The 12,996-nt window shown below is 43.2% G+C and carries 13 protein-coding genes; 10 read left to right on the top strand and 3 right to left on the bottom strand.

Annotated elements, in window-relative coordinates:
* Nucleotide 1 precedes the first annotated feature (1 nt).
* Complete coding sequence (locus OCV65_RS06585) at nucleotides 2-1,168, top strand: MalY/PatB family protein (protein WP_262581394.1); 1,167 nt, start codon at nucleotides 2-4, stop codon at nucleotides 1,166-1,168.
* Here OCV65_RS06585 and OCV65_RS06580 read toward each other — a convergent pair.
* A complete protein-coding gene (locus OCV65_RS06580; protein ID WP_262581393.1) occupies nucleotides 1,163-2,308 on the bottom strand; it encodes a YibE/F family protein in 1,146 nt (381 codons plus the stop codon). The genes OCV65_RS06585 and OCV65_RS06580 overlap by 6 nt on opposite strands.
* A 12-nt stretch (nucleotides 2,309-2,320) precedes the next feature.
* Nucleotides 2,321-4,672 carry a metallophosphoesterase gene (locus tag OCV65_RS06575; protein ID WP_262581392.1) on the bottom strand — a complete coding sequence of 784 codons (2,352 nt, stop codon included), beginning with the start codon at nucleotides 4,670-4,672 and terminating at the stop codon, nucleotides 2,321-2,323.
* A 422-nt stretch (nucleotides 4,673-5,094) separates the two neighbouring features.
* Between OCV65_RS06575 and OCV65_RS06570 the strand changes: the two genes are divergently transcribed.
* The 5 genes from OCV65_RS06570 to sdaAA all read left to right on the top strand — a co-directional run bounded on the left by OCV65_RS06570 (nucleotide 5,095) and on the right by sdaAA (nucleotide 9,435).
* Nucleotides 5,095-5,229, top strand: a complete 135-nt coding sequence (locus tag OCV65_RS06570) for a type II toxin-antitoxin system HicB family antitoxin (protein WP_330666894.1) — start codon at nucleotides 5,095-5,097, stop codon at nucleotides 5,227-5,229.
* Nucleotides 5,230-5,337: 108 nt separating this feature from the next.
* Nucleotides 5,338-6,396 carry a coiled-coil domain-containing protein gene (locus tag OCV65_RS06565; protein ID WP_262581391.1) on the top strand — a complete coding sequence of 353 codons (1,059 nt, stop codon included), beginning with the start codon at nucleotides 5,338-5,340 and terminating at the stop codon, nucleotides 6,394-6,396.
* A 139-nt stretch (nucleotides 6,397-6,535) separates the two neighbouring features.
* Complete coding sequence (locus OCV65_RS06560) at nucleotides 6,536-7,870, top strand: MATE family efflux transporter (protein WP_262581456.1); 1,335 nt, start codon at nucleotides 6,536-6,538, stop codon at nucleotides 7,868-7,870.
* Nucleotides 7,871-7,884: 14 nt separating this feature from the next.
* Nucleotides 7,885-8,553 (top strand): L-serine ammonia-lyase, iron-sulfur-dependent subunit beta, encoded by a 669-nt coding sequence (gene sdaAB / locus OCV65_RS06555; RefSeq protein WP_262581390.1) that lies wholly within the window; start codon nucleotides 7,885-7,887, stop codon nucleotides 8,551-8,553.
* Nucleotides 8,554-9,435 carry an L-serine ammonia-lyase, iron-sulfur-dependent, subunit alpha gene (gene sdaAA, locus OCV65_RS06550; RefSeq protein WP_262581389.1) on the top strand — a complete coding sequence of 294 codons (882 nt, stop codon included), beginning with the start codon at nucleotides 8,554-8,556 and terminating at the stop codon, nucleotides 9,433-9,435.
* A gap of 38 nt (nucleotides 9,436-9,473) precedes the next feature.
* On the opposite strand, the gene OCV65_RS06545 is transcribed toward sdaAA, so the two are convergent.
* Entirely contained in the window at nucleotides 9,474-9,842 is a 369-nt protein-coding gene (locus OCV65_RS06545) for a metal-dependent transcriptional regulator (protein WP_262581388.1), read from the bottom strand.
* Nucleotides 9,843-10,071: 229 nt separating this feature from the next.
* Here OCV65_RS06545 and OCV65_RS06540 point away from each other — a divergent pair, with 229 nt between their 5' ends.
* The 4 genes from OCV65_RS06540 (at nucleotide 10,072) to OCV65_RS06525 (ending at nucleotide 12,988) form a co-directional block, all read left to right on the top strand.
* The gene (locus OCV65_RS06540; RefSeq protein ID WP_118382694.1) at nucleotides 10,072-10,284 is read left to right on the top strand and encodes a FeoA family protein; all 213 of its coding nucleotides are present in this window, start codon (nucleotides 10,072-10,074) and stop codon (nucleotides 10,282-10,284) included.
* 23 nt (nucleotides 10,285-10,307) lie between these two features.
* A complete protein-coding gene (locus OCV65_RS06535) occupies nucleotides 10,308-10,529 on the top strand; it encodes a FeoA family protein (RefSeq protein ID WP_118382693.1) in 222 nt (73 codons plus the stop codon).
* Nucleotides 10,530-10,601: 72 nt separating this feature from the next.
* A complete protein-coding gene (gene feoB, locus OCV65_RS06530; protein ID WP_262581387.1) occupies nucleotides 10,602-12,782 on the top strand; it encodes a ferrous iron transport protein B in 2,181 nt (726 codons plus the stop codon).
* A gap of 29 nt (nucleotides 12,783-12,811) precedes the next feature.
* Nucleotides 12,812-12,988: a FeoB-associated Cys-rich membrane protein gene (locus OCV65_RS06525; protein WP_199665535.1), complete on the top strand. Its 177-nt coding sequence runs from the start codon at nucleotides 12,812-12,814 to the stop codon at nucleotides 12,986-12,988.
* Nucleotides 12,989-12,996: the final 8 nt, after the last annotated feature.

The following is a 12,996-nucleotide window of genomic DNA, read 5'->3' as shown; positions in this document are numbered from 1 at the left end:
AATGAAATATAATTTTGATGAAACAGGGGATCACAGGCAGGATGGATCGATCCGATGGGAACAGCCGAAAGGCAGAGACGATATCATTGGAATGGGAACCGCAGATATGGATTTTACCTGTGCACCGTGTATACGGAAAGTACTGCAGCCAATCTGCGAGGAGAATACATATAATTACCGATTCAAGCCGGAGAGTTATTTTCAGTCTGTGATACGATGGTTTCGAGAAAACTATCAGTTAGATGTGAAGAAAGACTGGATGAGCAATGTGCCGGGAACGATCGGAGCGGTTCGTCTGGTTATGGAGAAATTCAGTGAAAAAGGCGATTATGTATTGATGCATACACCTTACTTCACTCCGCTCAGAAGCGCGATAGAGGCATCCGGAAGAAAGTTTCTGGGAAACGCTATGAAGCTTCAGGGTGGAAGATATGAGATTGACTTTGATGATTTTGAAAAAAAGATCAAGGAGTACAAGCCTTCGATATTTCTGCTTGTGAATCCGCAGAATCCGACTGGGCGTGTATTTACACAGGATGAGCTGAAAATAATGGTAGATATCTGTGCGGCAAATCAGGTGCGGATTATATCCGATGAAGTACATTTTCTGATTACGTATGAAGATTATAAGCACATTCCGATTCTTGCTGTATCAGAGAAAGCCAGAGAGATTGCGATTCAGGTATTCAGCTTCAGTAAAGGCTTTAACATCATGAGCCTTCCACATGGAATTGTGTTTATTGCAAATGAGAAAATGCAGAAGGAATGGATGGATTATCTGATTCCATATAGTTTTGCATATGCATCCAATTCTTATGCGATTGCAGCAGTAACAGCAGTGACTGGTGGAGAAGCGGATGACTGGCTGGAGCAGGTAACCGTATACCTGACTGCCAACAGAGATTACTTTATCGAAGAAGTGAAACGAAGAAAACTGCCGATCACACCATTAAAGCCGGAAGCCAGTTTCCTGTTTTGGATTGATTGTAGAGAATCTGGTATTGATCCGGAGAAAGTAGATGAAGTATTCATGGAGCAGGCAGGAATTCAGCTGAATAATGGTCTGGAACATGGCGAAGAAGGACGTGGATTTGTCCGCATGAATTTTGCAGTGACCAGAGCAACACTGGATGCTGCTCTGGATAGAATAGAAAAAATATTTTTATAGATTCTTATTGGTTCTGCTCCTGGTAAGCAGCAGAGCCATAATGCCGGATGCAGCAGGAATTGTCAGCACGATACCGAAGGTTCCGCAGATTCCCTGTGCAATCTCAATGCTGAGGTAGTTAGAATTGATCAACTGATTGAACTGCACCTGATAGGAGAAAAATACCAGAAGGGTGACAAATGCACTTCCGGTAAATGCCAGGATCAGTGTATTTGTCATGGTTCCGATCATATCTTTACCGATTTCAATGCCGGAATGATAGAGTTCGCCAGCAGAGAGTGCAGGATTGTGCATATATATTTCATACAAGGCAGAGACGATGGACATGCCAACGTCCATGATAGCTCCCAGAGATGCAATTAACACGCTGGCAAATAGGACGTCGTGAATCTGCAGATTGGTATTTTCGTTGATCAGCAGAAGCCCTTCGGTATCGGAACTGCAGAATCCATCGATATGGATCAGGGCAGACATGACACCGAACAGGATCAGTGAGCATAATACGCCTGTTGTAGAAGCAAGGATGGCTCCGGCTGTTTTTTTGCTCTGCCCATTTAATAAAAGTAAGGTGACGGCTGTAGATAATACGGCAGTCAGGATACTTGTCCAGGTAGGTGACCATCCGGAAAAGACTGCAGGAAGTAGGAATTCTATGATGATAAACATCGAATACAGGAGTCCTGCGAGGGATTTCAGACCTTTGCTTCCACTGATACATATAATTGCGGCTATGAGAATTGCCGCGCAGGCAGCCATGGAAAAACGACGGTCATAATTAAATACGGTATAATAGGGCTCTATATCATCAGGAGTATCTACATTAATGATCAGGCGCATGTTTTCTTTAGCATATACGCTGTGTGTTTTGGTCAGATAATTAGTTACTTCTATAATAGAGCCTTTTTCATTGCCTTCTGTCATTTTTACTTTCAGATCCTGTGTACCCAAATATAATTTAAGACCTTCATCATATTCAATGTTTTCATTAGAAATCTCCACTACAATTCCCTGATTGTAGTGGAGAGTATCTGATACATATCGTGAATAAGATTTGTAGCCAAATTTCTGTAAAAAAAGTATCAGGATCAATGAGAGTAAAATGATAGCGAGCACAATGCTGTTATCTTTTATTTTTCTCATAATAAGTATCTGTTAGATTCCTTTCCTTTTTCTAATGTAAACTACGATTACACTTCCGGCCGCAAGCATCACCAGTCCTGCAGATGCAGCGTTTGCAGTATCTCCGGTTCTGACGGTTTTCTTGCCGGAATCAGAAGCAGGTTTAGTATCTGTTGCGGATGGTTTGGTATCTGATACAGGGGTGAATGCAGGCTTCTTGGTATTAGAATCATTGTCAGAACCTGATCCGTTTCCAGGTTTGACAGGAGTTTCAGGGTTCTGTTCTGGATCTTTTTTCTCGGGAGCTTTTAATCCATCCATTGCACTTTTAAGAGCATTGTAGGCATCATCAAGTTCGCTCTGAGAAGCATTTTCATTTTCCAGAACAGACTTGGCATTTGTCAGTGCTGTTTGGAATGTATTCCAGCTTTCTTCTGTATAGTCATTGGAATTCAGTTTTTTTGATTCTGTTTCATTCACCAGATTCTTGAGAGCAGAGGAATCAGTTTTATTAATGGTAAATGTGTCCAACACAGACATATCATCTGCATAGTAGGTAGTCATCGTGTAAGAAGTATCGGTAACATCAATATCCGTTACGGTTCTACGGTATGACTGATCCATCTTTGCAGAATATTCTGCATTCGGAGCCTTGATATCGTAGTATTTACTTCCGCTGGCAGAGTTGGCTGTCAGATAAAGAATGCCGGTTGAGTTGGTCACACTGCTTTGAACACCACGAGAGGTGTCAGGAGTAGATCCATTCATCATATAGGTTCTGGTGTATACATGGTCATGTCCCATTAATACAACATCAATGTCCAGGTCGTCGAATATCTGCGGAAGTTCATTTCTTCTGTTGATGATATCACCATCATTTACATGGGATGCTGTCGAATAAATGGAATGATGAAAGACTACAGTTTTCCATTTTACATTCGGATTGGCAGCAATTGCTTCCTCGATAAATGCTTTGTGTTCAGCAGCAGAACGGTTGTTAGAGTTAATATCAATAAACAATGTATTCTCATATACAAACCAGTAGTCGGAACCAGCTTTGGTAATGCCTTTGTTACGACTTTCATTTGGAAGATTAAAGTGTTCGTTGTAAGCTGCAGAACTGCTGTCGTGGTTACCGATTGTTGTTGCACTTGGAAGAGAAGCAAATGCGTCATTCAGATAACCCACATATTGTGATTCGTTGGAAGCAGTATTCACCTGGTCTCCGGCAGATAACAGGAAATCCGGCCTTAATGTTGAGGTGATGAGACTTACGGTTTCGTTCCAGTTGTTTGCATCAGATGACGCATTACCGCTGGCACCAATCTGTGGGTCACCAACAAACGCAAAACTGTAAGATCCGTCATTTGCACTGGTCTTAAAGCTGTATGTTTTGCTGACCGTCGTTCCATTTACAACACGGTACACGTATTCGCTTCCAGACTGCAGATTAGAAAGGACTGCCTGATTAGAATAGAAACCTGCATCATTAGAAATGAATGCGGTTGCCGGTACAGTCTGATAATTATCCGGGAACGTGTCTCCGTTTTTCGGAGCATACTGCACTTCTCCGGCGTCGGGTGTATCAGCGTACCAGGTGATTCCTTGGCTTGTAGTGTCGCCGCCTACCGTCAGAATGACAGATTTCTGATTCACAGGAGTGACAGCAGGCTCGTTGCCGTCGGTTTCGTTATAATTCAGAGTCAGATTTTGGAATTCAAAGTAAATGTCAGAACTTGCTTCTCTGTCGTTATGAAGTTCTACCGAAAGTACATTATCACCATCTGTAAGGTAATTCTGAATCTCTGCTTTAGATAAATTCAGGTCAGCTTGTTTTGGGGCTCCGGCTGAAACACCTGCATAGAACATGTTACTGCTCTGAGTATTTGTTGGCATATCTACCGATTTTACCGGATGTCCATTGATATATACGGCAACTGCATCATCGTGAAATAATGTTCCGGTGATAGATGTCAGTTGTTCCAGATTGCTGACGTTGAAGGTTGTACGGAAGAAATATGTCGGGATATCAGTTGCAGTTCCGTCGATGTACTGCTGAAGTAAAATGGTTGGTGTAAAACCGTCAAAAGAAGTAAGAGCACCTCGTTTGGCACCGAACTTTCCTGAGGCTGTTTTCCATATTGTGTCATCAAATCCTTTTTCAGTCCAAGCGGTCAGCGAAGCCTGACCTTCAGCAGGGTCTGTGTTGTTGTCAAGATATTTCCACAGGGTTCCTTCGTTGATTACTGTAGAGGTCTGTGAGTTCTGTTCTTCGGCATGTACAACGGCGAGACCTGCAAAAGATGGAACTGCATTTACTGTGGCTCCGGCTGCTAACAGAATTGCCAGAGCAGTCATACCGATTCTGGTTGTACGATTTTTCATGATACGCCTCCTTATGCGAATTTACGTCTGATATTTTCCTTTTTCTCAAAAGTGCTTTCAATATATCATTGATCTTGTGGGTTAACAATAAATCTTACATAGATTTAAAGTTCTTTAAAAAAGATTTGATGTGTATTTTACGGAAAACTGGAAAATGCGAGACAGACATGGAATGAAATGTGCTGTCTTTTATTTTAAACGTAAAATTATGTTGAAAACAAAATTTAATATGATGATATACAAATTACATAACTGATACAACTTTTTTAATACGTAATGCTACGTGATGTAATATAGGGGATACAAAAGATGCCGATGACGCCGAAACAACTAATAAAATATCTGAAAAAAAGTGGCTTTCAAGAGATAAGTCAAAATGGTTCGCATGTCAACATGGTAGCTGCATAGCGGAGGTTATGTATATGAATAAACTATTTTATCCGGCGATATTTCATACTGCTGAAGAAGGAGGTTTTTGGATTACATTTCCGGATTTTCCGGAATGTATTACAGAGGGAGATGATATGGAGGATGCACATTGGATGGATAAGGCTTAAATATTCCTTAACATTTGACCTCTGAATTCTATGGGGTTGTTCTTTTTGAGAAAATGTTATATAATACCTAAGTGTTAACCCCAAAACATTCAGGAAAGGATTATATTTATGAGAATGCATAAAAAACGAATCGCACGGTACGGAACAGCCCTTATCTGTGCATTCGGTGTCGCACTGTCATCTATGCCGGTGCATGCAGAGGACATTAAGAGCCTTGAGAATAAGACCAGTAATCTGCAGGATCAACTGGACGGGATTAATCAGGATATGGTTGAGATCAGTGATAAGATCGCTGAGACCGAGGCACAGATTGAAGAGTCGAACAATGAAGTGTTCCGACTGGAAGCATCACTTCAGATTTCGCGTAACAATGAAGAGAAGCAATATGAAAATATGAAGTCCCGTATTAAGTACATGTACGAGAATGGTTCGGAGAGTATGATCTCCATGCTACTCAGTGCAGACAGCATGGCAGATTTACTGAATAAAGCAGATTTTGTTCAGAATGTCACCGAGTATGACAGGGATATGCTGGAGAACCTGGTGAAAGTACGTGAAGGTATCGAGACACAGGAAGATGACCTGAAGAGCCAGCAGACAGAACTGGCAGATCTGAAGGAACAGCTGAACAGCGAGCAGGCTGAATTGCAGGCGAAGGCTGATGCCACATCGACAGATCTTGCTACATTTAATGCACAGCTTCAGGCAGCACGTGATGCTAAGGCAAAGGAAGAGGAAGCAGCGAAGCAAAAAGCAGCAGAAGCAGCTGCGAACACAACGACTTCTTCTAATAAGAATAATAGTTCGTCAAGTAACACGAATTCCGGAAGCAATAGTTCATCTAACAGCAATTCTGGGAGCAATTCCGGAACTAATCATGGCAACTATGTGATCCCATCAGGTGGCTTGACCCCGTCTAAGGGACGTATCTGGTTTAACGGACATTCTGAGACCTATTATTCACAGAAAGTACTTCCGGGAGGTGGACTGGCGATTCCTGGACGCCATATTGCGAGCGATGGTACGATTCGCGACAAGGATAATTACATCGTAGTTGCAAGTGATGATTATCCGAAAGGCACAGTTGTTCAGACTTCATTAGGAGCCGGCAAAGTGTATGACAGCGGAAGTGGAAAAGGTAATATTGACCTGTATACTGATTGGTAAGATCAGACACAGCGCCCTGTTTTCGGACAGGGCGTATCTTTTATTGTAAAATACTGGTATGATAGACAGAGAAGGGAATTATTGATAAAGGATTCTGAGGGAGTGAGTCAGATTGAAGAAGAATAAATATGAAATAGATATGTGCAATGGCACGATTATGGATAAGTTAATCTCGTTTTCAGTACCGCTTATGGTGTCAGGAATTTTGCAGTTACTGTTTAATGCAGTAGATATTATCGTGGTAGGAAGGTTCAGTGGAAGTTGGGCATTGGCGGCGGTTGGTTCTACAACGGCGCTGATCAATGTATTTACGAATCTGTTTATCGGCGTGTCGCTGGGAGCCAATGTACTTGCGGCCAGATTCTATGCTGCCGGAAGAGACCGGGAGATGTCTGAGACAGTACATACAGCGATCACATTTGCCCTGATCAGCGGTGTTGTAATGGCTTTCGTAGGATTAATCTGTTCCAGATATGCACTGGAGATCATGGGAACGCCGGATGATGTCATTGAGCAGGCAGCATTATATATGAAGATATATTTTATGGGGATGCCATTTTTTATGTTGTACAATTATGGTGCGGCGATACTGAGAGCGGTAGGAGATACAAAGCGTCCATTGATGTTTCTTATTATATCCGGAGTGATCAATGCAATACTGAATCTGATCCTGGTTATTGCATTTCATCTGGATGTGGCGGGAGTGGCGATTGCTACAGCCATTTCCCAGATGATATCCTGTATTTTAATCCTGCGCTGTCTGTACAAGACGGAGAGTAGTTATCAGCTTAGATTTTCTAAATTGACGATCAAAGGTGTGTATTTGAAGCAGATCTTTCAGGTGGGCATTCCGGCCGGCATCCAGAGTATGGTCATCAATCTGTCCAATGCGCTGCTGCAGTCATCAGTAAATTCATTTGGCTCTGTAGCAATGGCAGGTTATACAGCTGCAAACAATATTCTTGGCTTCTTATATATGTCTGCCAATGCAGTGACACAGGCATGCATGAGTTTTACCAGTCAGAATTATGGTGCAGGGAAGCCGAAGCGGATGGATCGCGTACTGATTGACTGTATGATATTGTCCTGCGGGATACTGTTAGTATTAGGAACATGTGCATATATGTTTGGTCCGGAGATTCTGCGGATCTACACATCAGAGGCAGATGTAATAAAAAATGGCATGGCAATATTCTCATGTACCACAATTACGTATTTCCTGTGCGGAATCATGGATCTGTTCCCGGGAGCACTGCGTGGAATGGGATATTCAACAGTACCGATGATATTGTCGGTGCTTGGTACAGTAGGAACCAGAATCGTGTGGATCTTTATGATCTTTCCATCACACAGAGCATTGGATCTGTTGTTCATTTCTTATCCGGCATCCTGGTTTATCACAATTGTTATGCAGGTGATCTGTTACTGGTTTGTACGTAAGAAAGTGAAAATGAAATTTGTGGCAGCAGCCTGAGAAAGGAGAGCAGCATGAATATATTTGAGATCATAGGACCGGTGATGGTTGGACCGTCCAGTTCACATACAGCTGGTGCAGCGCGTATTGGATTTGTGGCGCGTAATCTTCTGGGAGAAGAGGTAAAAGAAGCGGAGATACTGTTATATGGATCGTTTCTGGCTACCGGAAGAGGACATGGTACAGACCGTGCACTGGTAGGCGGTCTGATGGGGATGAAGCCAGATGATTACCGAATCCCGAATAGTATAGAGATTGCAAAAGAGCGGGGAATCAAATTGAGCTTTGGAGAGGCAATCCTAAAAGAAGGACATCCGAATTCCGCACTTCTTCGCCTGAAAGGAGAATCCGGTAAGAAGCTGGAGATTATCGGAGAGTCTCTTGGAGGTGGGAGAATCAATATCGCACAGATTGATGGTATCGAGACGAATTTCTCAGGAGAGAATCCGACGCTGATCGTACACAATCTGGATCAGCCGGGGCATGTATCAGAAGTGACGGCGATGCTTGCGCACAAGTCGGTCAATATTGCTACGATGCAGCTATACCGCTCTGGCAAAGGCGGGCGGGCAGTTATGGTAGTAGAATGTGATCAGGAGATTCCGGAAGAAGGCATACGATGGCTGGAGAGAGTAGAAGGCATCCTGAAAGTAACTTATCTGAAGAAAGCGGAGGACGAGTAAATGGCAGAATATCACAGTATCAGAGAATTGCTGGAGATATGTGAATGTGGAAATCAAAAGATCTGGGAAGTTGTAATGGAACAGGAAGCGGCTGAAAGCGGATTGACGGAAGAACAGGTATTTCAGAAGATGGAGCGCATGTATGAAGCAATGCGTCTGGCAGATGAGAATTATGATGCAGAATTGCGATCCGGCAGTGGTGCAGCCGGTGGAGACGGTGAGAAGATGCGTGCATATAATGCCAGTGGGAAGAATCTCTGTAGTCCGTATACCAGTCTGGCGATGGAAAAGGCACTTAAGATGGCAGAGTCCAATGCTTGTATGAAACGGATCGTGGCAGCACCGACAGCGGGATCCTGTGGAGTGATTCCTGCGGTAGTGCTTAGTTATGAGGACAGTGAGCATGTATCGAAAGAAGAGATCGTGCAGGCACTCTTTGTGACAGCGGGGATCGGGAAAGTAATCGCAGAGAATGCATCGATTGCGGGAGCGTCTGGCGGTTGCCAGGCGGAGATTGGTTCGGCAAGTGCCATGGCAGCAGGAGCACTAGCTTATCTGCAGGGCGGTGATAATGAGCAGATCGTACAGGCGGCGACATTTTCTCTGAAGAATATGCTGGGACTTGCCTGTGATCCGGTGGGAGGACTGGTAGAAGTACCGTGCATTAAGCGGAATGTGGCAGGAGTGATGAATGCAGTAGCAGGAGCACAGCTTGCTATGGCTGGTATCCGCAGCGCGATTACACCGGATGATACGATTGACAGTATGCGGCGGATCGGCAATGATCTTCCGGTTTGTCTGAAGGAGACCAGTACAGGTGGACTTGCGGTAACAGAGTCAGCGAAAAGAATTTTAGAAAAGATTAGTAAAAAGAGCTCATAGAGAAAATAAAAAGAAGGCAACTGATAACGCAAAAGTTATCAGTTGTCTTCTTTAATGTGCTTCTTCAGTGCTGCGAAACTCTCTGCGCTGATTACATGTTCGATACGGCAAGCATCTTCAGCGGCAACTTCAGCATTGACACCAAGCTTAGTCAGCCATGCGGAAATGACCTGATGACGTTCATAGATGCGTTCTGCAACTTCTTTACCTTCCGGAGTAAGTGTGATATATCCTTCCGGCGATACGACGATGTGGTCACTCTGGCGGAGCTTTTTCATAGCAACACTTACGCTTGATTTCTTGAAATCCAGTTCGGTAGCAATATCTACAGAGCGAACAACCGGACACCGTTCGCTGAGGATCAGGATGGTTTCAAGATAATTTTCAGCGGATTCATTCTTTATCATTTATCATACCTCGTTTGCTAGTATCTTGTTTTCTTATTAATATACCATATTTAAACGAAAAGGGCAAATATGTAGAAAAAATCCAATTAAAAATGAGATATTTCGTCAGTTAGTTAAAACTAAGAAATATACTTGACATCTAATATATGTTAGTGTATACTAACGATGAAAATCATAGATGATAAGAAATATCATTTTTAATCTAACGCATTAAGAAAAGAGGTCGATTATGATGCCACTTACTATGGCGAATGTAGGTGAACCAGTAACAATTAAGAGGATTGGCGGAAAAGAAGAGACTAGGAAGTTTCTGGAAAGTCTGGGCTTCACGGTTGGTGGAACTGTCACAGTAGTATCAGATGTTCAGGGAAGCGTTATTGTTAATGTGAGAGATTCCAGAGTTGCGGTCGGTAAAGATATTGCAATGAAGGTTATGGTTTAGGAAGGTAAGAAAGGAAGAAGGAAATGAAGACTTTAAAAAATGTAGCCTGTGGTCAGACAGTAAAAGTAACCAAACTGACAGGTGACGGTCCGGTTAAGAGAAGAATCATGGACATGGGAATCACCAAAGGTGTAGATGTATTTGTAAGAAAAGTAGCGCCGCTGGGAGACCCGATCGAAGTCACTGTTCGTGGATACGAGCTTTCCATCAGAAAAGCAGATGCTGAAATGATCTGTGTAGATTAATTTTTTACCCAATAGTTAGTAAGAACTTACTTTGGGAAGAAATGACAAACTAATAGGAAAAGGAGAAATGAAATGTCAGTAAAAATTGCACTTGCGGGTAATCCGAATAGTGGTAAGACAACATTGTTTAACGCACTGACAGGTTCCAATCAGTTTGTAGGAAACTGGCCTGGCGTTACAGTAGAGAAAAAAGAGGGTAAATTAAAAGGACACAAAGACGTTGTGATCATGGACCTTCCGGGTATCTATTCCCTGTCTCCATACACATTGGAGGAAGTGGTTGCCAGAAATTACCTGATCGGCGAGAGACCGGATGCGATCATCAATATCGTAGACGGAACCAATATCGAGCGTAACCTGTATCTGACCACACAGATTATGGAGCTTGGTATTCCGGTAATTATGGCAGTTAACATGGCTGATCTTCTGGAAAAAAATGGTGATAAGATTCACTTGAATAAACTTTCAGAAAAACTTGGCTGTGAAGTGGTATCTATTTCCGCACTGAAGGGAACTGGAATTAAAGAAGCAGCTGAAAAAGCAGTGAAGCTGGCTAATGCCAGAAAAGTGATCGAGCCTGCGCACGAGTTCAGTGCCAAGGCAGAAGAGATCATCAGTGCAGTAGAAAACCGTCTGACTGGTATTGTTCCGGCAGAACAGGAGAGATTCTTCGCTATCAAACTTCTTGAGAAGGACGATAAGATTGCATCTCAGATGAAGAGTGCACCGGATGTATCTGCTGAGATCAAAGAGATGGAAGATGCGTTTGATGATGATACAGAAAGCATTATCACAAATGAAAGATATGTATATATTTCATCTATCATCGGTGACTGCGTAACTAAGAACAGAGCCAAAGAAATGTCAACATCTGATAAGATTGACCGTATCGTGACTAACAGATGGTTAGCACTTCCAATCTTTGCAGTCATCATGTGGATCGTTTATTATGTATCTGTAACAACTGTAGGTTCTATCCTGACAGACTGGACCAATGATACACTGTTTGGAGAATGGATCATTCCGGCGGCACAGTCTTTCTTCGAAGGAATCGGCTGCGCAGACTGGTTAACAGGACTGATCGTTGATGGTATTATCTCTGGTGTAGGTGCCGTACTTGGATTCGTACCACAGATGCTGGTACTGTTCTTCTTCCTGGCAATCCTGGAGTCCTGCGGATACATGGCTCGTGTAGCGTTTATCATGGACCGTATCTTCCGTAAATTCGGACTGTCCGGTAAATCATTTATCCCGATGCTGATCGGAACCGGTTGTGGTGTTCCTGGAGTTATGGCTTCCCGTACCATCGAGAATGATCGTGACCGTAAGATGACAATCATGACTACAACATTTATCCCTTGTGGAGCGAAGCTTCCTATCATTGCCCTGATCGCAGGAGCAATCTTCAATGGAGCTTCATGGGTAGCACCGAGTGCTTACTTTGTAGGTATCGCAGCTATCATCTGCTCAGGTATTATCCTGAAGAAGACGAAGATGTTCGCGGGAGATCCGGCACCATTCGTTATGGAGTTGCCTGCATACCATATGCCAACCGCTGGAAACGTACTGAGAAGTATGTGGGAGCGTGGATGGTCATTCATCAAAAAAGCTGGTACAATTATTACATTATCAACAATCGTTGTTTGGTTCTTGCTGAACTTCGGTTGGGTAAACGGACATTTTGGAATGCTGAACTTCGACGGACTTGAAGGAGCAGCAATGGAAGCAGCTCAGGCTGAGTGTATCCTTGCTAAGATCGGTAACCTGATCGCATGGATCTTTACACCGCTGGGATGGGGCAACTGGAAGATGGCTGTTGCAGCTATTACAGGACTTGTAGCAAAAGAGAACGTAGTAGGAACATTCGGACAGCTCTTTGGTTTTGCAGAAGTAGCAGAAGATGGTACAGAGATTTGGGGACAGCTCGCAGGAAGTATGACTGTAGCAGCAGGCTACTCATTCCTGGTATTTAACCTCCTGTGTGCACCTTGTTTCGCAGCAATGGGAGCTATCAAGAGAGAGATGAACAATGCAAAATGGTTCTGGTTTGCAATCGGATATCAGTGTGGTCTTGCATACATTGTTTCACTTTGCATTTACCAGATTGGTACACTTGCTATGGGCGGTGGATTCGGAATTGGAACAATCGTGGCATTCATTCTGATCCTTGGATTTGTTTATCTGCTGTTTAGACCATACAAAGAAAGTAAGACATTAAATGTAAATGTAAGAAGCGTGGCAGGCGCTAAATAATTCTCCTGCCTGTTAAGGGAGGAATTGTCATGGGAACAATTGTGGTATTGGCGGTTTTGTTGGTGATCGTATATTTCGCGGCAAGAAGCGTGATTCGTGATAAAAAGAACGGAAAATGCAGTGGGGGATGCGCTGGATGCAGTGGATGCGCCGGAAGCTGTTCATCCGAACATACGACATCAATAAACCAGACAAAGAAGAAATAAGAGGTCTC

Origin of the sequence: Dorea ammoniilytica, assembly GCF_025567415.1 — a bacterium.
In the GTDB taxonomy this organism is placed as follows: domain Bacteria; phylum Bacillota; class Clostridia; order Lachnospirales; family Lachnospiraceae; genus Claveliimonas; species Claveliimonas ammoniilytica.
Note: the sequence above shows the minus strand (reverse complement) of the source record. Positions and strands in the feature narration are given on the sequence as shown.

What these genes read in the sequence shown, in the direction of transcription:
- feoB (WP_262581387.1), top strand. Translation starts at nt 10,602, where the DNA reads ATGTCAGTAAAAATTGCACTTGCGGGTAATCCGAATAGTGGTAAGACA.
- sdaAB (WP_262581390.1), top strand. Translation starts at nt 7,885, where the DNA reads ATGAATATATTTGAGATCATAGGACCGGTGATGGTTGGACCGTCCAGT.
- OCV65_RS06535 (WP_118382693.1), top strand. Translation starts at nt 10,308, where the DNA reads ATGAAGACTTTAAAAAATGTAGCCTGTGGTCAGACAGTAAAAGTAACC.
- OCV65_RS06570 (WP_330666894.1), top strand. Translation starts at nt 5,095, where the DNA reads ATGAATAAACTATTTTATCCGGCGATATTTCATACTGCTGAAGAAGGA.
- OCV65_RS06565 (WP_262581391.1), top strand. Translation starts at nt 5,338, where the DNA reads ATGAGAATGCATAAAAAACGAATCGCACGGTACGGAACAGCCCTTATC.
- OCV65_RS06525 (WP_199665535.1), top strand. Translation starts at nt 12,812, where the DNA reads ATGGGAACAATTGTGGTATTGGCGGTTTTGTTGGTGATCGTATATTTC.
- OCV65_RS06585 (WP_262581394.1), top strand. Translation starts at nt 2, where the DNA reads ATGAAATATAATTTTGATGAAACAGGGGATCACAGGCAGGATGGATCG.
- OCV65_RS06560 (WP_262581456.1), top strand. Translation starts at nt 6,536, where the DNA reads ATGTGCAATGGCACGATTATGGATAAGTTAATCTCGTTTTCAGTACCG.
- sdaAA (WP_262581389.1), top strand. Translation starts at nt 8,554, where the DNA reads ATGGCAGAATATCACAGTATCAGAGAATTGCTGGAGATATGTGAATGT.
- OCV65_RS06580 (WP_262581393.1), bottom strand. Translation starts at nt 2,308, where the DNA reads ATGAGAAAAATAAAAGATAACAGCATTGTGCTCGCTATCATTTTACTC.
- OCV65_RS06545 (WP_262581388.1), bottom strand. Translation starts at nt 9,842, where the DNA reads ATGATAAAGAATGAATCCGCTGAAAATTATCTTGAAACCATCCTGATC.
- OCV65_RS06540 (WP_118382694.1), top strand. Translation starts at nt 10,072, where the DNA reads ATGATGCCACTTACTATGGCGAATGTAGGTGAACCAGTAACAATTAAG.
- OCV65_RS06575 (WP_262581392.1), bottom strand. Translation starts at nt 4,672, where the DNA reads ATGAAAAATCGTACAACCAGAATCGGTATGACTGCTCTGGCAATTCTG.